17 protein-coding genes are annotated in these 20,872 nt (G+C 39.3%); 13 read left to right on the top strand and 4 right to left on the bottom strand.

The features are described 5' to 3' along the window. Positions 1-117: 117 nt before the first annotated feature. Positions 118-873: an SDR family NAD(P)-dependent oxidoreductase gene (locus tag ACFOSE_RS02455; protein ID WP_380430048.1), complete on the bottom strand. Its 756-nt coding sequence runs from the start codon at positions 871-873 to the stop codon at positions 118-120. 79 nt (positions 874-952) lie between these two features. Between ACFOSE_RS02455 and ACFOSE_RS02450 the strand changes: the two genes are divergently transcribed. The 4 genes from ACFOSE_RS02450 to ACFOSE_RS02435 all read left to right on the top strand — a co-directional run bounded on the left by ACFOSE_RS02450 (position 953) and on the right by ACFOSE_RS02435 (position 6,805). Further along, positions 953-1,315, top strand: a complete 363-nt coding sequence (locus ACFOSE_RS02450; RefSeq protein ID WP_380430045.1) for a MerR family transcriptional regulator — start codon at positions 953-955, stop codon at positions 1,313-1,315. A gap of 33 nt (positions 1,316-1,348) precedes the next feature. Beyond that, entirely contained in the window at positions 1,349-1,729 is a 381-nt protein-coding gene (locus tag ACFOSE_RS02445; protein WP_380430042.1) for a PH domain-containing protein, read from the top strand. 218 nt (positions 1,730-1,947) lie between these two features. Then, positions 1,948-4,239: a carbohydrate-binding domain-containing protein gene (locus ACFOSE_RS02440; protein ID WP_380430039.1), complete on the top strand. Its 2,292-nt coding sequence runs from the start codon at positions 1,948-1,950 to the stop codon at positions 4,237-4,239. 169 nt (positions 4,240-4,408) lie between these two features. Further along, a complete protein-coding gene (locus ACFOSE_RS02435) occupies positions 4,409-6,805 on the top strand; it encodes a YSIRK-type signal peptide-containing protein (RefSeq protein ID WP_380430036.1) in 2,397 nt (798 codons plus the stop codon). Between the two features lie 134 nt (positions 6,806-6,939). Here the strand turns inward: ACFOSE_RS02435 and ACFOSE_RS02430 are convergent, their stop codons facing one another. The 3 genes from ACFOSE_RS02430 to ACFOSE_RS02420 all read right to left on the bottom strand — a co-directional run bounded on the left by ACFOSE_RS02430 (position 6,940) and on the right by ACFOSE_RS02420 (position 10,489). Further along, a complete protein-coding gene (locus ACFOSE_RS02430) occupies positions 6,940-8,718 on the bottom strand; it encodes a glycerophosphoryl diester phosphodiesterase membrane domain-containing protein (RefSeq protein WP_380430034.1) in 1,779 nt (592 codons plus the stop codon). A gap of 281 nt (positions 8,719-8,999) precedes the next feature. Beyond that, positions 9,000-9,140 carry a hypothetical protein gene (locus ACFOSE_RS02425; RefSeq protein WP_380430032.1) on the bottom strand — a complete coding sequence of 47 codons (141 nt, stop codon included), beginning with the start codon at positions 9,138-9,140 and terminating at the stop codon, positions 9,000-9,002. A 491-nt stretch (positions 9,141-9,631) separates the two neighbouring features. Then, on the bottom strand, positions 9,632-10,489 hold the full coding sequence (locus ACFOSE_RS02420) for a metallophosphoesterase (protein WP_380430029.1): 858 nt from the start codon (positions 10,487-10,489) through the stop codon (positions 9,632-9,634). Positions 10,490-10,614: 125 nt separating this feature from the next. Between ACFOSE_RS02420 and queG the strand changes: the two genes are divergently transcribed. The 9 genes from queG (at position 10,615) to asnA (ending at position 20,777) form a co-directional block, all read left to right on the top strand. Then, positions 10,615-11,739 (top strand): tRNA epoxyqueuosine(34) reductase QueG, encoded by a 1,125-nt coding sequence (gene queG, locus ACFOSE_RS02415; protein ID WP_380430026.1) that lies wholly within the window; start codon positions 10,615-10,617, stop codon positions 11,737-11,739. 48 nt (positions 11,740-11,787) lie between these two features. Then, a protein-coding gene (gene prfB, locus ACFOSE_RS02410) for a peptide chain release factor 2 (RefSeq protein WP_380430023.1) occupies positions 11,788-12,886 on the top strand; the annotation gives its coding sequence in 2 pieces (ribosomal slippage) (positions 11,788-11,859 and positions 11,861-12,886; 1,098 coding nt in all). Positions 12,887-12,908: 22 nt separating this feature from the next. Then, positions 12,909-13,601, top strand: coding sequence for a cell division ATP-binding protein FtsE (gene ftsE, locus ACFOSE_RS02405; RefSeq protein WP_380430020.1), 693 nt, complete (start codon positions 12,909-12,911; stop codon positions 13,599-13,601). Next, on the top strand, positions 13,594-14,508 hold the full coding sequence (gene ftsX / locus ACFOSE_RS02400) for a permease-like cell division protein FtsX (RefSeq protein WP_380430017.1): 915 nt from the start codon (positions 13,594-13,596) through the stop codon (positions 14,506-14,508). Before ftsE ends, ftsX begins: the two co-directional genes overlap by 8 nt. Positions 14,509-14,672: 164 nt before the next feature. Next, positions 14,673-15,971 carry a hypothetical protein gene (locus ACFOSE_RS02395; protein ID WP_380430014.1) on the top strand — a complete coding sequence of 433 codons (1,299 nt, stop codon included), beginning with the start codon at positions 14,673-14,675 and terminating at the stop codon, positions 15,969-15,971. Between the two features lie 20 nt (positions 15,972-15,991). Beyond that, positions 15,992-17,743, top strand: coding sequence for a zinc ribbon domain-containing protein (locus tag ACFOSE_RS02390; protein WP_380430011.1), 1,752 nt, complete (start codon positions 15,992-15,994; stop codon positions 17,741-17,743). Between the two features lie 82 nt (positions 17,744-17,825). Then, positions 17,826-18,041: a hypothetical protein gene (locus ACFOSE_RS02385; RefSeq protein ID WP_380430008.1), complete on the top strand. Its 216-nt coding sequence runs from the start codon at positions 17,826-17,828 to the stop codon at positions 18,039-18,041. Between the two features lie 8 nt (positions 18,042-18,049). Next, a complete protein-coding gene (locus ACFOSE_RS02380; protein ID WP_380430005.1) occupies positions 18,050-19,606 on the top strand; it encodes a hypothetical protein in 1,557 nt (518 codons plus the stop codon). Between the two features lie 178 nt (positions 19,607-19,784). Further along, the gene (gene asnA / locus ACFOSE_RS02375; RefSeq protein WP_380430002.1) at positions 19,785-20,777 is read left to right on the top strand and encodes an aspartate--ammonia ligase; all 993 of its coding nucleotides are present in this window, start codon (positions 19,785-19,787) and stop codon (positions 20,775-20,777) included. Positions 20,778-20,872: the final 95 nt, after the last annotated feature.

Below are 20,872 nucleotides of genomic sequence, written 5' to 3'. Positions count from 1 at the left end.
CTCTAGCCTTACCATATTAACGAAATGACTGCCTAATCAACTGTGCAGAAAAAGTCAGGATAACAAAATCGAAATTGCGATTTTATCACAATTTACCGATCTTTGTCCCATTTCCTTTTAGTATTTAAACAGTGGCCCTGATAAATGAAAACTAAAGTCCGTGACATCAACAAGACCAACTATTTCATCGCTATCATAGAGTTTTAAGAGGAAGTTTGCCATCTGTTCACTGCTGTGGTATTGAGAAAATGCTTGGTCATAGTTGTAATTTTGATTGTCAGTTGCGACTTGTCCAAATTCCGTTTTAGTGGCTGCGGGAGCCAATACCTTAGCTTGTAAGTTAGCATTTTGACGTTTGAGTTCTAGTGCTAAACCTTCAGTAAAAGCACTGACATAGTATTTGGTCGCACAGTAGGTGACAGCATTAGGAACCAGCATGTAACCACCGCGTGAAGAGAGATTGATGAGTTGGCTATCTTTAGTATCTTGATAATCATGAGCATAAAGACTTGAAAGAATAGTGAGAGCTTCAATATTTAGACTGATCATTTGAGATATTTTAGACAAGTCCTGCTGAGCGACACTACTGTAATTACCAAAGCCAGCATTATTGACCCAGGTACTTATGTGATAGTCTTTTAAGCTATGATAGAAATCATAAACTTGCTGACTATCCGCAAGGTCGAAAACTTTAAGAACAATATCTAATTGTGGATGTTCTTCTACTAATTCAGCACGCAGACTTTCTAAGCGTTCCTGTCGTCTAGCTGTTAAAATAAGATGGTGACCACGTTTAGCAAAGGCTCGAGCAACTGCTTCACCAATACCAGAACTTGCTCCAGTAATGCAAGTATAATGTTTGTCTTTTATCATCTTGTATTCCTCCTTTTGATGATTTACAATAATTATATAACCTAGAGTTAACTCTAGGTCAAGTTAGAAGGAGGAAATCATGTATACAATTGGAGAATTTTCAAGATTGACCGAGCTTAGTATCCATACTCTGCGTTTCTATGAAAAAGAAGAGCTCTTAGAGCCTCGAAGGGATCGGATCAATAGACGTTCTTATAGCGAACAAGATTTAGCTTGGGTAGCTTTTATTAAGCGCTTAAAGAATACAGGTATGTCTCTGAAAAATATTAAGATCTACTCAGATTTACGCAAGAAAGGTGAAACTACCTATCGAGAGCGTTTAGAATTATTAGAGGAGCATACTAAAAATTTGGATAACAAAATTGCTTCTTTGCTTAAAAATAAGGAAAATCTAGCTCAGAAGATTGCCTTTTATCAAGAACAAATAGTAAAGCAGCGATAAATATCGTAAAATAGAAAGAAAAAGGGGTTCAATATGGGCTTATTTTCAGGTTTAATAGGAAATGCTTCACAAAAAGATAATAGTAAAGTGGCGCGTGATTTGGAAGGCATTTTGATTGCAGGAGAAGAGGTTGAGCTGGCTTATGTATTGGTTAGAGATCTGATTGTCTTCACTGAAAAGCGTTTGATTCTCGTTGATAAGCAAGGAGTGACAGGAAAGAAAATCTCTTATAAATCAATTCCTTATCCGTCAATTTCTCGCTTTACCGTTGAGACGTCTGGTCATTTTGATTTAGATGCGGAATTAAAAATTTGGATTTCTTCTGCAGAAGAACCTGCTGAGGTTCTGCAGTTTAAGAGTGATCGAAATGTTGTAGAAATTCAACAAGCCCTTGCGGCGGCAGTTTTAAAATAATCTTTTTTGATAGAAGATCTAATTAGATTTTTTTCTAATAGGTTTTTGTAACGATATTAAAACATAATTGTAAAATTATTATTTTAGCAAAGCCTAAAATCAGAAAAATTATAAAAATTCTACTAATTGTAAACATTTTGTAGTCAAGATGTTCAAAATCTCTTGGAAAATTATGTTAAAATGGTTGAGATAACAATAGAAAAGAGGTTGCTCTACCAGTGGAGAAAAAAGAACATTATAGTTTACGAAAATTAAAATTTGGTTTAGTTTCAGTTGCTGTCGCAGCTTTCCTAATAGGAACAGCCGGTGTGGTTCAGGCTGATGACGTTTCTAAAGACGAAGCGCAGCAGGACACAGTGACAGTGCCTTCTCAATTGACCGATACTCAAAATAGTTTACAAGAAACACCGACAGCGGTTAGTTCAAATCAGTCACCTGTTACTCCAGAAGCAGCAGATAATTATCAAACTGATGATACAGAGGCAGGAAATAATGTTGGGCCGGTTCAAGTAGCGGATGGGGAATCCGAGGCGGCTGTTGCTGACCCCGATTCTAAAGATACATCTACGGAGACTAGTCAAAAGGTAAGTGATACGGCAAGTATACCTTATCAGAACACCTTTGTAGATGATGGTCAAGGCAATTGGTACTATCTCGATAACAATGGGCAAAATGTGACGGGTCTACAAACCATTGATGGTAAACAATTGTATTTTGCTCCAGATGGTAAGCAGGTTAAGGGACGAGAAGCAACTATCGATAATAAGGTTTACTACTTTGATGCTCATAGCGGTGAAATGTGGGTAAGCCGTTTCCACCTAGGTGATGATGGTCAATCGTGGTTTTACTATGGTGCAGATGGTGCACGTGTAGGAGGAGCTCAGCAGATAGCAGGTCAGGATATGTACTTTGATCCTGAAACAGGTAAACAAGCCAAAAACACTTTTCTCCAAGGTGATAATAATTCTTGGTTCTACTATGGTAAAGATGGCGTTCGTGTAAGAGGTTCTAAAACAATAGCTGGTCACATCATGTACTTTGATCCTGAGACAGGCAAGCAAGCTAAAGGAGATTTTGTTCAAGAATCTGATGGTAAACGTCGTTATTACGATGCAGATAGTGGTTCACTTTGGACCAATCGCTTTCTTCAATTTGATAATAGCTGGTATTATTTGGGGCCAGATGGTGTACCTGTTACCGGCTCTCAAAAAATAGCTGGACAAAATCTTTATTTTAGAGAAGATGGCAGACAAGTCAAGGGGGACTCTGTAATCGATGCTGAGGGTGTAGCACGTTACTATGATGCGAATTCTGGTGATCTAGTGAATGGCGATACTACTGAAGATGACGATAAGCCCCAGTCAGATATCAAGGACAGCGGGAATATTATTTTAGATGGCAGCCGAGCAAGGACCAATAGCCAGTCTGTTAGTATTTCAGATAAAACAATCACCATTACTCAATCAGGAACTTATCGTATTAAAGGAAAATCTGATAATTTCCAAATTCTAATAGCTGACTCCGTGTCATCAGAAGTACAGTTGATTCTTGATAATGTTACAATGACCGGCACTAACACAGCCATTATTTCTGAAAGCAAAAAAGCGAGACTGATTATTACTTTAGAAAATAAAACAAATAACAGTCTATCCAATACAGCTACCGATCAAAAAGGTGCTGTCATCAGTTCTCCGGCAGAACTCATTATCAATGGCTCAGGTTCTTTAACAATCACAGCTCCGAACAAGGCTATTTCAGTGAGCTCTAAAGAGAATATCAATAAAGGTAATATCACGATTACCAATGCAAATCTGATTATCAATGCCAAGGGAGATGCTATCCATGCCACTAATAATTTGAGGATTGATAAGAGTAATATTGATATTCAGTCATCAGAAGAAGGAATCGAAGGAAAAGTTATAACGATTCAAGATAGTGACATTAAAATTGTCGCTACGGATGATGGCATCAACGCCGTTGACTGGACACAAAGTGATAAGAATATTGGTGGTAATGTCCATTCTGCCTCAACAATGAACGATATTCAAATGAATCTTTACAATAGTAACATTACCATTAATTCCGCTGGTGATGGACTAGACTCTAATGGGAATGTAACCATAAATGGAGGCAATTTAATCGTAACTGCGCCTAGCAAATCCTATGGTAATTCTTATGATTCGGCTATTGACTTTGATGGTATCGGCATTATTAGAAACGGAACTGTCTGGGCAACTGGAACACCAATTACCAGCCAAGGTTTTTCAGAAGGTTCCACCCAAGCCCATCTCAAGGTTAATATTTCAGGAGTTTCAGGTGATCGTATCAGTATTGTAGATGAGAATGGAAACACTTTGGACAGCTTTGTTGCACAGAGAGATTTCCAAAATCTTGTTTATAGCTCAGCCAAGCTTACTAATGGTCATTCCTATGGTGTTAAAGCAGGACAAAATTCTGTAAACACGACAGCTGTGCTTAAGGATACGACAAGTTACAAGTATTTAGGCTGAGTAATCTGTTAGAATATTTAATGATGTAAAACGGACTTACTCAGTATCTGAAGTATTTTAGAAGGAGGCAAGTCCTTTTACTTTAAGACTGGTTGTAGGGGCTTGTTTTCAAATAGGCTAAAAAATCAATAAATTATGTTGAATTGAAGTAGAAGTGAGGTACCTACTAATGGAAAAGAATGAACATTACAGTTTGCGCAAACTAAAATTTGGTTTAACTTCTGTGGCAGTTGCAGCTTTCCTGTCAGGAATAGCCACTGTGGCTCAGGCTGATGAAGTCACTAGCAGTGATGTCCAACAGAACAATCAGGTGGTGAGTGCTCAAGAAACAGTCGACGGACAAACTGGGGCCCAACAGACGGATTTAGAGCAGACAGCAGTGGCTCCTAGCGAATCTTCTAGTTATCAGGAAAATACAGCCGATAACTCCGGCAACAGTGAGGCTGACTATGAAGTAGTTACGGAAACGACTAGCACTTCTGAAACGTCTGAGACTATTCAAGATGCTAGTGCTAAATCAGAAGCTGTCGATACTGCATCTAGTGAGCAAGCTGCCTCCTCTTTTACCTTACGCTCAAGAAGAATGGTAGCTGATGCAGCAACAAGTCGTTACAGAAATACTTTTGTAGATGATGGTCAAGGTAATTGGTACTATTTAGACAATAATGGTCAAAATGTAACTGGTAGCCAAATGATTGATGGTAAGAAGATGTATTTCGCCCAAGATGGTAAGCAAGTCAAGGGCAAAGAAGTCACTATTGACAATCATGTCTATTACTTTGATGCGGATAGTGGTGAAATGTGGGCGGATCGTTTCCATTTAGGTGATGACAATCAGTCCTGGTACTATTATGGGGCCGATGGTGCTCGCGTGGCAGGTGCCCAAACAATTGCGGGTCAGAAAATGTATTTTGATCCAGAAACAGGCAAGCAAGCTAAGGGTGTGCTGGTTAAAGAATCAGATGGCAAGAATCGTTACTACGATACTGATAGCGGTATCCTCTGGGTAAATCGCTTTGCTCAAATTAATGGAGATTGGTATTATTTGACAGCAGACGGCTCTGCAGCTGTGAGTGCTCAAACGATTCAGGGACAAAGTCTTTATTTCAGAGAAGACGGTCGTCAAGTTAAGGGTGACTTCGTTACTTTTGGAGGAGTTTTGCGCTATTATGATGCCGAGTCAGGTGAATTATTAAGAAACACGAGTCGTGTTATTGATGGTGTCACTTACAAGTTTGATCAAGATGGTACTGCGACGGCTCAGACTCAGGTTAATGTTGAAGTTGTTAAATCCAATATTGTTGTTAATAGTTATGAATTTGGTCCCAGTGTTTCCAAAATTATTTTGGAATTTAATGAAGAAGTGACACCGAATGTTATTCATAGCGGGGCCAGTGTTACAACAGCTGGTATCGCCCGTAAGATTCTTAATTCTTACGTTTCTGATGAGGAAGGCCATGTCATCTTCTTCGATAGTAGTAAGTATGTTACTTTAGAATTAGATATTCCTTATGATACATCAGATACCAGAAATAATGCTTCTCCATTCAACTTTAATTCAAATACTTATCGTAACAACTGGGTTGATAGTTATACGGTCGCGATAGATAATCTACAAGTTCAAGTGGATGGTTCTGCCGGACACCAAATCATCAATTCAGAACAAGAAGCTATCAATAATCGTTTGTCGCCAGATAGTGATCGCTTTTCAGAGCGCGGCACCTATGGTGCGTTGCACTATGCCGCCTACCAACCAGAATCGGCTAAGGATGGTGAAAAGAACCCACTGATTGTCTGGTTACATGGTATTGGTGAAGTGGGAACAGATGTGACGATTCCTATTTTAGCTGGTAATGCGGTTAAGTTGACAGAAGATCCTATCCAAAGCCACTTTACCTCAACTGGTAATGGTGATCAAAAAGGAGCCTATGTTTTAGTGGTGCAAAGTCCTACATCTTGGAGTCAAACGCAAGCATCTAGCCTCTTATCAGCTATTCGTTCTTATGTTGCCAATCATCCGGATATTGACAGCAACCGTATTTATTTAGCAGGTCTATCCGATGGTGGTGGCATGGTCCTTAAAATGGGGGTAACCTATCCTAATTATTTCGCTGCTCTCGTACCAATTGCTGCGCCAGCTGATGATTATTTGACGAGTGATAGATCAGCACTGACAAGCACAGCTGCCAACGCGTTGAAAAATCAACCAATGTGGATACTTCATACTAGAGCTGATACTACTATAAGTGCAGATGAAAATGCTCTACCGCTTTATAAGAATCTACTCAAAGATGGAGCCCAAAACAAATGGTTGTCTTATTTTGAAACCAATGTTGGTACGTTCAGTCCAAACATCACTTATAACGGTCACTGGACTTGGGTTTATCTCCTCAATGACCAAGTGACAGGGGTTCAAAATCCAGATAATGCTAAAAATTGGGCCGAGTTATCAGGAATGGTTGCCACCAATCCAACGCATGGTGGGGATGCTCAAGCTATCGTCAATAATAAGTCCTACAACAATATCTTTGACTGGCTCAATAATCAAGTTAAAGGCCGTCGTTAAAGTATTTTACAATTTTAAAAAAACCGTAAGCCTGTGAACTGCCCCCCAATCGTTAGATTTATTCTCTAACTTTTTGGGGTCAGTACAGTTCAGGCTTGCGTTTTTTATTGTAAGAAAAGTCGTACGTTAATATTTTACGACTGTCCTAAATCAATATCTAATAATCTCAAGACACGATCCCAGTAGTTGTTATCATTGGCAATATCTTCTTGATCTCGTTTGAAAAGTTTTAATTTATCGGTAATAATACCGTTCACTGGACTTTGGAGAAAGCGCATCATCAGGCTACTATCGTTAATTGTCCAAACATAAAGATCTTTCTTTTGATTATAGGCTGATAGGGCTGCCAGTTCAGTATAAGAAAATTCTTCAATGGCATAAAAATCAACACGATGTTTGGAGAAAGTGCCAAATTGCAGGGGGACTAAATAACCGGTTTGCGCTTCAGGAAGTTGACGTTCAACCTCCTCAGCGACATCGAGATCTTGTGACATGACTTGGTTTCCTTGGACAGCTTTAAGGCGTTTGATTTCTTTAACAAAGAGGTCAATATAATTATCAGGCTCATAACCATAAGGCTTAAGTTCGATAATTATTTTTTGCTTGGAGGCTTGGGCGGCTGTCATGAATTCTTCGAGCGAAGCAATATGACTAGTATGACCGTTTTGATACGTTTTTATATGCTTAAGTTCGGACCAAGTCATATCGGAAATGTTTTTATCAAGTCCAGTTAAACGTTCGAGATTATTGTCATGGCTGACTACAAACTTTTGATCTTTGGTCATGACAACATCCATTTCACTGTAGTCAGCACCAGCTCTATGAGCAGCCTGCATAGCAGGGATAGAATTTTCTACTCCCTGACTGACATCTCCCCGATGAGCGATCATGTGTACTTGGGAATTACCTTGAAGAAGGTAAAGGGAGAGGCCATTGGAAATCAGCCAAAGGATTAGGGTCAGTGGCAGGAAAAGGTATAGCCATTTTGGAAACTGCCAAGTTACTTCTTCAGCTGAGAGGTAAGGAAGGCTCTTTAAATCATCAAGACTTGCGAGATGTTCTACTAAAATGATAATAAGAACATACTTAAGACTGATATTTCCAAGCAAATTAAAACCCTTGATGACACTGTAAAAGAGCGTTTGTATCGGGAGATTTTTACCCTGAAAATCCAGTAGGGCAAAGACAAGGGCGCTGCCAGCATAAAAAAGGATTAAGAGACCAGTGGTAACCAGTGTATAAAAGGCGATGACTCCCAGAATTTTGAATTGGCGCTTCTGCGTCAGCTGCCAACTCTTTTTTAAAATATAATTTGGTTTTTCATCGCTGATGGTATAGAGGGGCAAAAAGTAGATTAAGCGAAGATTAAGATAGGCTAAAATGCTAAGGAAAGTATAATAAAATCCTTTACCAGCTGACGTTTTTGTCAGCTCCCCAGAAATGGAATTAGGAATTTTAAAGTGCTCCAATAAAGTTGATTTTAGTCCTAGATTGGCTAAGGGAATCATCAAAATCAGGTAAAAAAGAAAAACTAATAACTGTGGCCCCAATAATTGTCTAAATTTCCCAGGCAGTCCCTTGATTATTTTGCGAAAAGAAAGAGGAGTCACTGTTCTGGTTACAGTGACTGTTAAAATAGCAAATTCTATATAGATGATACTAACTAGCAGGAGCAAGTAGATGATGAAAAAAAGCAAGGCCAAGGGATGGCTGATGATAGCAGACCAAGTATCTGTTGTGAGTCCGACAATGCCTGCAAAGCCAAGTACCCTATTGAAAACAAAAGATAGCAGCCCCTTGGCTACATATCCCACGACTACTTGAAGAGCAAGTCCGGTAATCATATAAGTCCAAATATTTTGCTTCAAATTCTGCCAAGATTCCCTTAATAAAACTCTAAATGAATTTGACATCCTAGTTCCTTCCATAGTCATAAATTATTTTTATTGTAACATAAGTAATTCAAAGCGTTAAAACTTAGCCTTAAATCTTCCTGTTTTCAACGCAAACACTATCAGTGACTGGAATCAAAAATGTTTTAAGTGATACTGATTTAAGAATAGTTGGAATTAGTGTCACTAATTGCGTAAAGACATTTCTCAGTTCAGTATTTGCGTTTAGGGAAAATATAATTTTCCTTCAGGCTTTCCTTGATTTTATTTCCTTATCTAGATACCTGATTGATCATCTTTTATCACAAGAAAATACCGATATCAACATCGCGTCGACCTTCAACATCCAAGTAGGCTACTAGCAGAGCTGTCTCACCGTATCCTGCCTGACCATTACTAGACCGGATCAAGCTTGGCGTTTGTCTAGAGAAGTCGGCGATCATTGATTTATCCGGCGCAAAAAGCTAATAAATTGGCCGGAGCATCTAGTCCATAAAAACTGATACTGTTTTCAGGTGTATGGGATTGGATTGGTAAGTCTGTCCCATTCTTGAGTTCCAATCTTTTAAAATATAATCATTCGGCTGTGTTGATTTGTCACTATTGCAAAGTGTATCTTGGTCTGTTTACAATAAAGGTCCTGATGAAGCCTCCAAAGAGGAAAGTGACGAAGACTTTGATGAGGATTTTTGACGGCTGTTTTTGGGGGGCTTTTAAAATGTCTAGTCGAGCTTGTTTTTCTGTATTCTTGTCATTTTACGGCTCCGTTGGAATGCCATGTGTCAAGGGTGACTAAACTTAAAATCGTAAGCAGTAGGCTAGCCATTTTATATCATACTTTATAACAATCTCTCTCTTTCCTACTTTGTTCGTTTTCTTACTTATAATAATTATTTATGTTTTAAAGCAGCCTTTTTGAAAAATTGGACCAATCCTAGACTTTAAAAATGGTCATTGAATTTAATAATTCGCTTTGCAAATGCGCCTCTTTGTAAGCCTGATATTCTGGGGTATTTTTGATAAGATTATAGCGCTTTGAGAGATTCCAAGTACCGCTCGGATTGAGTTCGGGATGCTCAGCTACAAAATTAATGCTTAGGTCCCATTCGCGAATATAGCCTAGCGGACGAGAGTGGTAGCGGACTCCATCAATAGTGAGATCGCCATAAGAACGATGGGCATGACCGAAAACAACGTCCCTAACCCCATATTGCGCAAAAAGTTGATGGAATTTTTGACTTCCTAAAAAAGCATTGAAAGGGATGAAGCGCTCGTGGGTCATGGTGAAATCCTGATGGGGAACGAAGTGCATGGCAATGATTAGCTTTTGGGGATCCAGCAGTTTCAAGCGATTCTCCAATTTATCTAGGATTTGGTTGGTAATCATTGGATCATCATCGATGCGCTTAAGACGACGATCAAACCAAAAGTTTTTCTTACGCTTACGAATTTTGTCGAGAGGCTCATCGGAAAAAGAATAATCATACCAGCCGTGAAAGGCCAGTAACTGCCTCTCACCTAAATTGTAAATCTGGAAATCCAAGGCTTCAATTTCTGAATCCGATAGGTTCAGCATGTCGTGGTTACCTAAATTGTAAGTCAGTTTGACCTGCTTACTTACTTGTTCAAAAAAAGGAAGGGAAATTTCCTTATGATGATTAGAAATATCTCCAGCTAAATGGAGATGATCAATTCCTTGTTCTTTTAGGGTTTTTAGCAGGCTTTGTTGTTCAAGGCTATCAAAATGGTTGAGATCAATATGAAGATCACTCATAACTGCAAGTTTTGTCATGGTTCTATTTTAGCAAAAATACTAAAAAATAGTCAGGGAATTGGTCTTAAGCAATTGAGGAAAAAGATAGAAATTTTCCTAATTTTTAGCTTGCACCTGTTTCTAATTTGCATTATGATAGAGCTATGGATATTAAGACAGAGATTCGGCGTCTGGCTGAGGAGATTGGTATTTCAAAAATTGGCTTTACGACAGCGGATAATTTTGCTTATTTGGAGAAATCCTTGCGTCTTTCGGTTGAAGAAGGCCGCAATTCTGGATTTGAGCACAAGGTTATTGAAGAACGCCTTGATCCTAAATTAAGTCTGGAATCTGCTAAAACCATTATCTCGATTGCAGTTGCCTATCCTAATAAGTTGCCTGTCCAGCCGCCCAAAACTCAGTACAAACGTGGGAAAATCACTCCAAATTCTTGGGGATTGGACTATCATCATATTCTGAATGACAAGTTGGAGCGATTGGCTAGAGGAATTGAGATTCTCTGTGAAGATTTTCCCTTGGAACATAAGGCTATGGTGGATACGGGAGCTCTGGTTGATACGGCTGTAGCCCAGCGAGCAGGTATCGGTTTTATTGGTAAGAATGGTCTGGTGATTTCTAAAGAATACGGTTCCTATATGTTTTTGGGAGAACTGATTACTAATTTAGAGATTGAACCGGATCAGCCAGTTGATTATGGTTGTGGTGATTGTAGGCGCTGCTTAGATGCCTGCCCAACTTCCTGTCTAATAGGTGATGGCAGTATGGATGCCAAGCGCTGCCTATCCTTTCAAACTCAAGATAAGGGCATGATGGATATAGAATTTCGCAGGAAAATCAAAACTGTCATCTATGGTTGTGATATTTGTCAGATTTGTTGTCCTTATAATAAGGGAATCACCAATCCTTTAGCGACAGATATTGATCCCGAGCTAGCTTGGCCAGAGTTGCTACCGTTCTTGGACTTATCAAATGGTGAGTTCAAGAAAAAATTTGGTCAGATTGCTGGTAGTTGGCGAGGGAAAAATATTCTCCAGCGAAATGCTATCATTGCCTTGGCCAATGTCCACGACCGCAATGCAATAGTCAAACTGATGGAAATTATCGATAAGAATAATAATCCTATCCATACCGCAACGGCTATCTGGGCTTTGGGTGAAATTGTTAAAAAGCCGGATGATTTGATTAAGGATTTCATGCGTAATCTTAGTCTCAAGGATGAGGACAGCCAAAAGGAATGGCAGCTGGTGTGTGAGAAATGGCAAATTTAAGCGCTTTGTGGTAGAATATGAGGATACGAAAAAGATTGGAGTACCAAAATGGAAGTGGCTGAAATTCGCCAAAAAATAGTAGAAAATCAAGAGAAGTTGACTAGCTTCAGGAGGTCTCTTTGACTTAGACCGCTTGGAAGAAGATATTGCCTTGTTAGAAAATCGCATGACCGAGCCAGATTTTTGGAACGATAATATTGCGGCTCAAAAGACTTCACAGGAACTCAATGAGCTCAAACAGAAATATGAAACCTTCAATGCTATGCAGGAACTCTCAGATGAGTCTGAGCTTTACTTGGAAATGCTTGAAGAGGACGACAGCGTCAAGGAAGATTTAGAAGAAACCTTGATGAAACTGGATAAATTGATGACCAGTTATGAGATGACCTTGCTCTTGTCTGAACCTTATGATAATAATAATGCTATTTTAGAGATTCATCCGGGCTCAGGCGGAACAGAGGCCCAAGACTGGGGAGATATGCTTCTGAGAATGTACCAGCGCTATGGTAATGCTAAAGGGTTCAAGGTGGAAACCTTAGATTATCAAGCAGGTGATGAAGCAGGAATCAAGTCAGTGACCCTCTTATTTGAAGGTGCCAATGCCTATGGCTTGCTCAAATCCGAAATGGGTGTTCATCGTTTAGTGCGGATCTCACCTTTTGACTCAGCCAAGCGTCGCCACACCTCTTTTACTTCTGTCGAGGTTATGCCGGAGCTTGATGATACTATCGAGGTGGAGATCCGTGATGATGACCTCAAGATGGATACCTTCCGATCAGGCGGTGCTGGTGGACAAAATGTCAATAAAGTCTCAACCGGTGTTCGTCTGACACATATTCCTACAGGGATTGTCGTGGCTTCAACTGTCGATCGTACCCAGTATGGTAATCGCGATCGAGCAATGAAACTACTTCAGGCTAAACTCTACCAATTAGAGCAGGAAAAAAAAGCAGAAGAAGTATCGGCTCTTAAGGGGGACAAAAAAGAAATTACCTGGGGTAGCCAAATCCGTTCTTATGTTTTCACTCCCTATACCATGGTCAAAGATCACCGTACGGGGTATGAAGTTGCTCAGGTTGACAAGGTCATGGATGGTGATATTGATGGTTTTATTGATGCCTACCTCAAATGGCGTATAGAAGAATAGTAGTAAGCAGAAAGGAAAAAATATGGCGCTTATTGAACTGAGAAGAGTTACTAAAAAATATCCCCGCGGCTCTGCAGCTCTTCGAGATGTAACTCTCAGTGTAAAACAAGGTGAGTTCGTCTATATTGTCGGACCATCAGGTGCAGGTAAATCAACCTTGATTCGTCTGCTTTATCGTGAAGAACCTGTAACTCGCGGTTCCATTAAGGTTGGGAAATTTGACCTCAACAAAATTAAGAAGAGACAAATTCCGATTTTACGGCGTTCGATTGGAGTGGTCTTTCAGGATTATAAATTGCTTCCACATAAGACCGTTTTTGAAAATGTTGCCTTTGCAATGGAGGTTATTGGAGAAAAACCACGTTTCATTAAAAAGCGTGTGGCTGATATTTTGAATCTCGTTGGTTTGAAACACAAGGCTCGCTCCTTCCCTAATCAACTGTCTGGTGGTGAGCAACAACGGGTAGCTATTGCGCGTGCTTTAGTAAATAATCCTAAAGTTTTGATTGCCGATGAGCCTACCGGTAACTTGGATCCAGAGATTTCAGAAGAAATCATGAAGTTGTTGGAACGCATCAACGAACAAGGGACAACCATCTTGATGGCTACCCATAATAGTACGGTTGTTAATACACATAAACATCGTGTTTTGGCCATTGAAGACGGTAAGCTGGTTCGCGATGAAGAGGAAGGAGAATACGGTTACGATGATTAGAAGATTTTTCCGACACTTAGGCGAATCCATTGTGAGTTTAAGGCGACAAGGTTGGATGACAGTTGCAGCCGTGTCATCAGTGACCATTACTCTTACTTTGGTGGGGCTCTTTATCGGCGTTCTGCTCAATATTCAAAAGCTAGGAACCGATTTAGAAAACAATTTGACAATCAATGTTTATCTGGCAGAAGGTTCATCTGATCCTTATGAAACCAATGGTGATGGTAGTCACAATGATGGTTTTCATGCTGTTTATAATCAGATTCAAGAAATTGATGGTGTCAAATCTATTGAATTTTCAAGCAAGAATGACCAATTAGCCGATTTGCAAAAAGAATACGGTGATGCTTGGAGCTATGATGAAAGTTCTAACCCTCTCTTTGATGCTTATATCGTCAAGGTCAAATCTGCTGATCAGATGAAAGATATTGCTGAAAAAATTAAGGGCATCGAAGGAGTTGATGATGCCAACTATGGTGGTGTTGATACGGATCGTTTGACCAACATAGTGAAGCGCGTCCGCACAGGTGGTATCATCGGAACGGTACTCTTAGTATTTGTAGCCATCTTCTTGATTTCAAATACCATTCGTATTACCATCATGTCCCGAAAGGATGATATTGTCATTATGCGTCTGGTTGGGGCTAAAAATTCTTATATCCGTACCCCCTTCTTCTTTGAAGGTGCTTGGGTTGGCATATTAGGAGCAATTATTCCTGCTATCATCGTCTTTTTTGCTTACAGATGGTTTGACAGCAGATTTGGTCCCTCTCTAGCCGCTGAAAATCTGGGTCTCTATCCAGCTAATCCTTTCTTGATTTATTTGATTAGTGGCTTATTTTTAACTGGAATTATCATTGGCTCTATCGGCTCACTGATCTCTATCCGACGTTTCTTAAAAGCTTAATTTTATCAAGAGCCTACGGGCTCTTTTTTATACATTATCTTTGTTTATTTATGACTAATTAGTGATTGAACCCTTGATATATCAAGGGTTCAATGCCAGATCATATTGCATAAAGGATCTTTATGTAGTACAATAAAGAAGTATTATTATTTAAGGAGACCATTATGAATAAACAAGATTGGATTGAATACTTTGAAGCTATCAACGGACGTACACCGTCAGCTGAAGAGTTAACCCAAGCGCTGGCTGCTGGTGAATATACAGCTGAACCTGAACCAGCAACTCCTCAGTCTGAGCCCGTTCAACCACAAGTTCAGCCTCAATTTACTCAAACTGCTCAACCACAAGAGTCAGTGGCAGGCCAATTTGAACAAGCCCAGTTTCAAAACCAACCAGCGGGTCAAGTTGAACAGACAGCTCAATTTCAAGATCCAATGGCAACCCAGGGTCAGTTTACTCAAACTGCTCAATTTCAGCAACCTCTAGCTGCTGATCAATTTGCTCAACAACAGCAAGCAACTCAAGGCCAATTTATTCAACAGTCACAACTAGGACAAATGGGGCAAGAACAGTTTTATCAACAGCCTGTCAATGGCCAAGGTCAATTTCAACCGGCTATGGTACCAGCAGTTCCCAAGCAACCTAATCCACAAATAGAAACTTTCAAAAAAGCTATTAAGAACTATTTTTCATGGTTCCTCAATGGTTTCAAAGATCCAAAAGCTAAAGCTGAAGAAAGTCATCTGACTTTTGGTTTGATTACTATTGGTTTATCTTCGCTCTTTATGGGATGGGCATTTATAAACTTTTTCCGCCGCTTCCTAATGTCCTTTGCCAATATTACCTTTTTAGGTCAGAGTTTAAAAGAAAATGCATCAGATTTATATGACAATTATACACAGCTTGTAGCTGCCAACTTTGGCTTCTTAAAGGTTCTTCTCCTTTTCATTATCTTCTTCATTTTCTACGTATTAGTTACCGCTGGTCCAGTTCTTTTGGATAGAGACAAGACCAAGAAATTCTTCACTAAAGTAGGACAATATTTTTCTTATACGCCCTTACTTTTAGCGGTAAACTTTTTGACTTTCCTGGCAACCTTTATCATGCCAGGAGCGATAAAGGTTACAGAATCAGATTTTTCAAATAGTTTTTCTGATTACGATTTTAATCCTCTCCAATCCTTTTCACTAATTGGGGAAGTATCATCCTTTAATGTTATGAAGGTGGCTGTAATAATTGTAGGGATCTTTCTTATTATTAGTTTTGCTCTCATCTTGGTTGCTCTAATTAAGAATATAGTCACCTCTTTTGGGAAAGTTAATAATTTTTATGTGTCTGTCGCTGCTCTATTAATCTTCGCCATCATCTGTCGGGTATTCCATAGAATTTTATTAGCAGTGATTGTTAGTGGTTTTGAAGCAGTTGGTGATTCTTTTTTCGAAATTATCAGCAGATTTTTATGATATTAATAAGGGAATGAACCATGGCCACTAAGGAAAAATGGACACAATTATTTGAAACAGTTGTTGGTAGGAAACCCAGCCCTGAAGAATTCATGGCGGGAAAGAAAACCGATTTTTCTCCTAAAGAAATTCGTCGAATTGCCGGTTTAGATGCAGACGCTGTAAATAATGCTGATATACAAGATACTATTTACAGTGATTATGTGGAAAATGAATCTATCAATCCAGTAAATGAGAAAATGAGCTTTGAAGATTCCCACTTATCTCAGGAAGGATTCTCATCACAGGAGACCGAGCTGGCAGAAGCCACTGTAGATTTTTCTGATGAGAGATCGAACATTTCGGAATCACGGGATAAATCTCAACAAGATGTTTGGATTGCAGCATTTCAGAAGTATGTTGGACGTCAACCACGCCCTGAGGAGTTCTTGGTTGGTAAGGCAGCTGCCTTTGATTTAACCAGTGTCAACCAATTTTTGAAAGCCAGCCCTAAATCAGTAAAATCAGCCATGCCTCGCTGGAAGAAGGTCCTAATTGGTTTTGTGACTGTGTTGATCCTTGCTGCGGTTAGTGCCTTCATTTATGGTAATCATTATTATTCACGCGAGGCGGTAGCTGATCGTTATCTTGAAGTTGCCGGTAAAGATTTTAAAAAGCAGCTCGTTTACGAAGTATGGTCTGATACTAAGAAACAGATAAAAAATTCTGATCTGAAATACACAGATACCTCGAAAGTTTTTACTGAAACAGATAAAGATAATTTGCTTAAAGGGTCGAAGATGGTTCAGACCGGTCATGAATACTTGATTTTTCCTAAATGGAAAGTGGCTGTTGATCCCGCTTCGGTCAAGGTATCAACCAACACCAAAGACTTGAAGATCACCATCAATGAAAACACTTATGCCACATCAGATAGTGAAGATTATTCAGCTGACGTTAAGCGGCTCTATCCCGGAACTTATGATTTTGTAGCTAATGGTAAGGTGAATAATCAAGATATTGAAGTTAGCTTGCAGGAAGATTTAAGAGGCTCATCATCGGAATCGATTAAACTTGATGTTAAATACCTCAATTTTAAGCTTAAGAGTAATATCAGTGATGGAGATGTCTATGTTGGAAGCAAGAAAATTGGTAAGGTGACCAATGGCCAGTATTCGGCCTCTCATCTTGCTGTTACTGATAGCGCTTCTGTTTATGTGCAAAAGAAATTCAGTGATGGAACAAGTATAAAATCAGAAACAGCCTCTATTGAGAGTATTTCTGATGATGACACTCTAACCTTGGATGCTGTGGGTGTTCTTGATCGTGATACAGCAGATGATCTTATTACAGCGGCTTACGATAAGTTGTCATCCTATGCAGTAGATAACACAACCCCAGATGATTTAGATGATATCTTCCAAGGTGGAAGTGACAATAGCATGTATAAGGATATTACCGATGTTATTGATACTAACACAATTAATGCAAAGAATCGAAAAGCTGATAGTGTCACTTTTAGTGATGTTGATGTTACCAGTGTCGTGCAAACCAGCAAGACTAAATTTACGGTTAACTTCACAGTTATTTATGATTTTTACTATGGCTATGATTCTGATCACAAGTCATCAGGTGATATCAAAGATAAATTATCTTGGTCTGCAAATGTTGAATACACTGGTGGTGGTTCTGCCTCAGACGATAGTTATTATGAGGATAGTTACTCTAATTACATTATTACTGGTAGTAATGGTACTTCAACCAGAATTAGTGAAGAAAATACGGTTAAATAGACCAAGGAGGCTGGGGGCAACTGCTCCTAGCCTTTGTGTTTACTGATTTGATTTTATGTTTGAAAAGAGAAAGGAGACATAAATGACAAAAGAAGAATGGATGATTGAGTTTCAAGTCATCAACGGGCGTAAGCCTTCTGAAGCCGAAATCGACCAAGCTGCTCAGCATGGTTTTCAACCCCAAGTCAAAATAAAGAAATCTTTTCCTGTTCAATTGACAAGAAGGCTCTTCCTAAAGGCAGGAATTCTCATTGTTTTGGCTCTGTTAGGCTACATACTAGGCTATTTAGTGATATGAGGTAAAAAATGATAAAGCAAAGCAAAAAATTTATTATCTTAGCTGTCGTGATTTTCTTAATTTTTCTGGCTTTAGGAAAGTATAGACAAACAACAGCTTTGAATAGAAATGATGTTCTTTATGCAACAGAGGTTAGAGATAAGCAAACTAAGCAAAAGATTCGCTTTGAAATTAAGCGTACTCAAAAGCACAAGTACCGAGTGGAGAACACTAAAACGAAAGAAGTGTATGAAACGAAGCCTCAGGAAGACAAAGGAAATTATATTCGTATTCGTCTGCCGGAAAATCAGGGAGATATCGTCATTAGGCAAGGTCTCAATCCGATAAATCAGCCGACCGTCACTGTTCAAAATTCTGAGCAATATGAGCAGATTGAGGGCTCTTCTACAGTGACCTCTGCACCGGTTAGAGATGATTCTTCTGAAACTTCCAACCAAGCAGAAAAAACTGAGAATCAAACAAGTTCTCTGACTCAGGAAAATGAACAAAAGGTTATTGATGATTTTGGGAAATGGCTCTATAACAGTGACTATGGTAAAAATGCAGTCGTGGTACAAGGTCAGTACGATGGTATTCGTATGATAAGCAATCCTGATATTTCCTTTTGGTCATTGAAGACGAAAGATAATACCGAGATATTGACACGGCTGCTTGGTTATTATGAGGGCGATTTTAATGATATTAATGGTCAAAGACCAATCTATGTCAATAATAAACAATCTAATGTTGAGGACCTCATTGATTATAAGAATGACTTTGATGTCACTCTTTTGGGAAATGATTTATCTAGCGATAAGGCTGAGGATTTTCAATCAAATGCTGCTTTTCGTCTCTATACCCTAAAATCTCCTCAACATGAATATTACAGCTCTATCGCTGATGAAGAGACTGAGCTCATAGATAGCAAAAATATTCCAATAGATGAAAAAAATATGACTACGAATATGGGCTATAATTATTATTACAAAAATTATGTTGATCAGAAGAAGGATAGTTATCAAATTGTCCTGGCTACCGACGGTAAAGTTTACTACGTCAAAGATTACTGGTATCAAGATTATAATGATAGCCACTATGTTTATCAGGAAGCACCAGAAGCTATGCAAAAGGCTTACACAGACCTCATCGATAAGTATGCTTCCACTGACGACAATGATGAGCAATCGCAAACAGATAGTAAGAATGCGAGCGACATTTTCCCTTCTGAACTCATAGGGACTTGGAGTGGTAGTATTGGTACCCAGGGTGATACAAAACAGACACTTACTTATAAGGCAGACGGGACAGTTACCAAGCAGATAGAAGGTGGGCAGAATTCAACCGCCCAGATCACTAAGATGGAAAAAGTAGAAAAAGGGCTCTATCGTTTTGCGGAAGGCACAGCTATATACGAGGCTATACCGACTTACGGTCTAGGTGGCGTAGGATCTGATATGGAAATAGGTGTCAAAATCAATAGCGACTCTTCCATCACCTACGTCTATTGGATAGGAGACCTAAATTCAGAGTTTGATCCATCAACTTATAAAATGACGGAGCTTTCTAAATTTAATAAGGTAGATTAAACAGTTAATCCCCTTAAAGAACAGTGGTAAAATTATCAATTGTTCCTTGTTGAAAAGAGTTATGTTATGAAATCTAACATAAAAGATGAAAAAACATGGGAATTTTCAAAAAACTATTTATTTTTTATATAAATAGGAGTATAATAAGTCCATTACTATTTTTAAGGAGGAGAAGCTTATGAAGAAGAGCTTTATTCATCAGCAACAGGAGATTTCCTTTGTTAAGAATACCTTTACTCAATATCTCATTGATAAGCTTGACATCGTCGAGGTTCAAGGGCCTATTTTGAGTAAGGTTGGAGACGGTATGCAAGATAATTTGAGCGGTGTCGAAAATCCTGTACGTGTGAATGTGCTCCAGATTCCAGATGCTTCTTATGAAGTCGTTCACTCTCTAGCTAAATGGAAACGTCACACCTTAGCACGTTTTGGCTTTAATGAAGGTGAAGGCTTGTTCGTCCATATGAAGGCCCTGCGTCCAGATGAGGATTCGCTAGATGAAACCCATTCGGTTTATGTTGATCAATGGGACTGGGAAAAGGTTATTCCCGATGGTCGCCGTAATTTGGTCTACCTTAAGGAAACAGTTGAAAAAATTTATAAGGCTATTCGTCTAACGGAATTGGCAGTTGAAGCCCGCTTTGATATTGATGCAGTGCTTCCTAAACAGATTACCTTTATCCACTCAGAAGAACTCGTTGAGAAGTATCCAGGTTTAACACCTAAAGAGCGTGAAGATGCTATCACTAAAGAGTTCGGTGCAGTCTTTTTAATCGGTATTGGTGGTGTTTTGGCTGATGGTCAACCTCACGATGGTCGTGCTCCAGACTATGATGACTGGACCACTGAAAGTGAAACTGGCTATCATGGTTTGAATGGTGACATCTTGGTTTGGAATGATGCGCTCGGCCATGCCTTTGAGATCTCATCAATGGGCATTCGTGTTGATGAAGACTCCTTGCGTCGTCAGGTTGCTATTACTGGCGAAGAGGATCGCTTAGAGTTGGAATGGCATAAATCATTACTAAATGGACTTTTCCCGCTGACAATTGGTGGTGGTATTGGTCAGTCCCGTATGGCTATGTTCTTGTTGCGTAAGAAACATATTGGTGAAGTACAATCCAGCGTATGGCCGGATCAAGTACGTGAAGAGTTTGATAATATTCTTTAAACAAATAAAAACAAGTGGGTCGGATGGCACTGCCCCCCTAACATGAGACAGAAGAAAAACACTCCTGTTGAAATCTAGTAAACTAGAAACAGGAG

The organism is Streptococcus dentapri (genome assembly GCF_042649885.1).
GTDB classification, from domain to species: Bacteria; Bacillota; Bacilli; order Lactobacillales; family Streptococcaceae; genus Streptococcus; species Streptococcus dentapri.
This window is presented reverse-complemented; position numbering and strand designations above follow the sequence as displayed.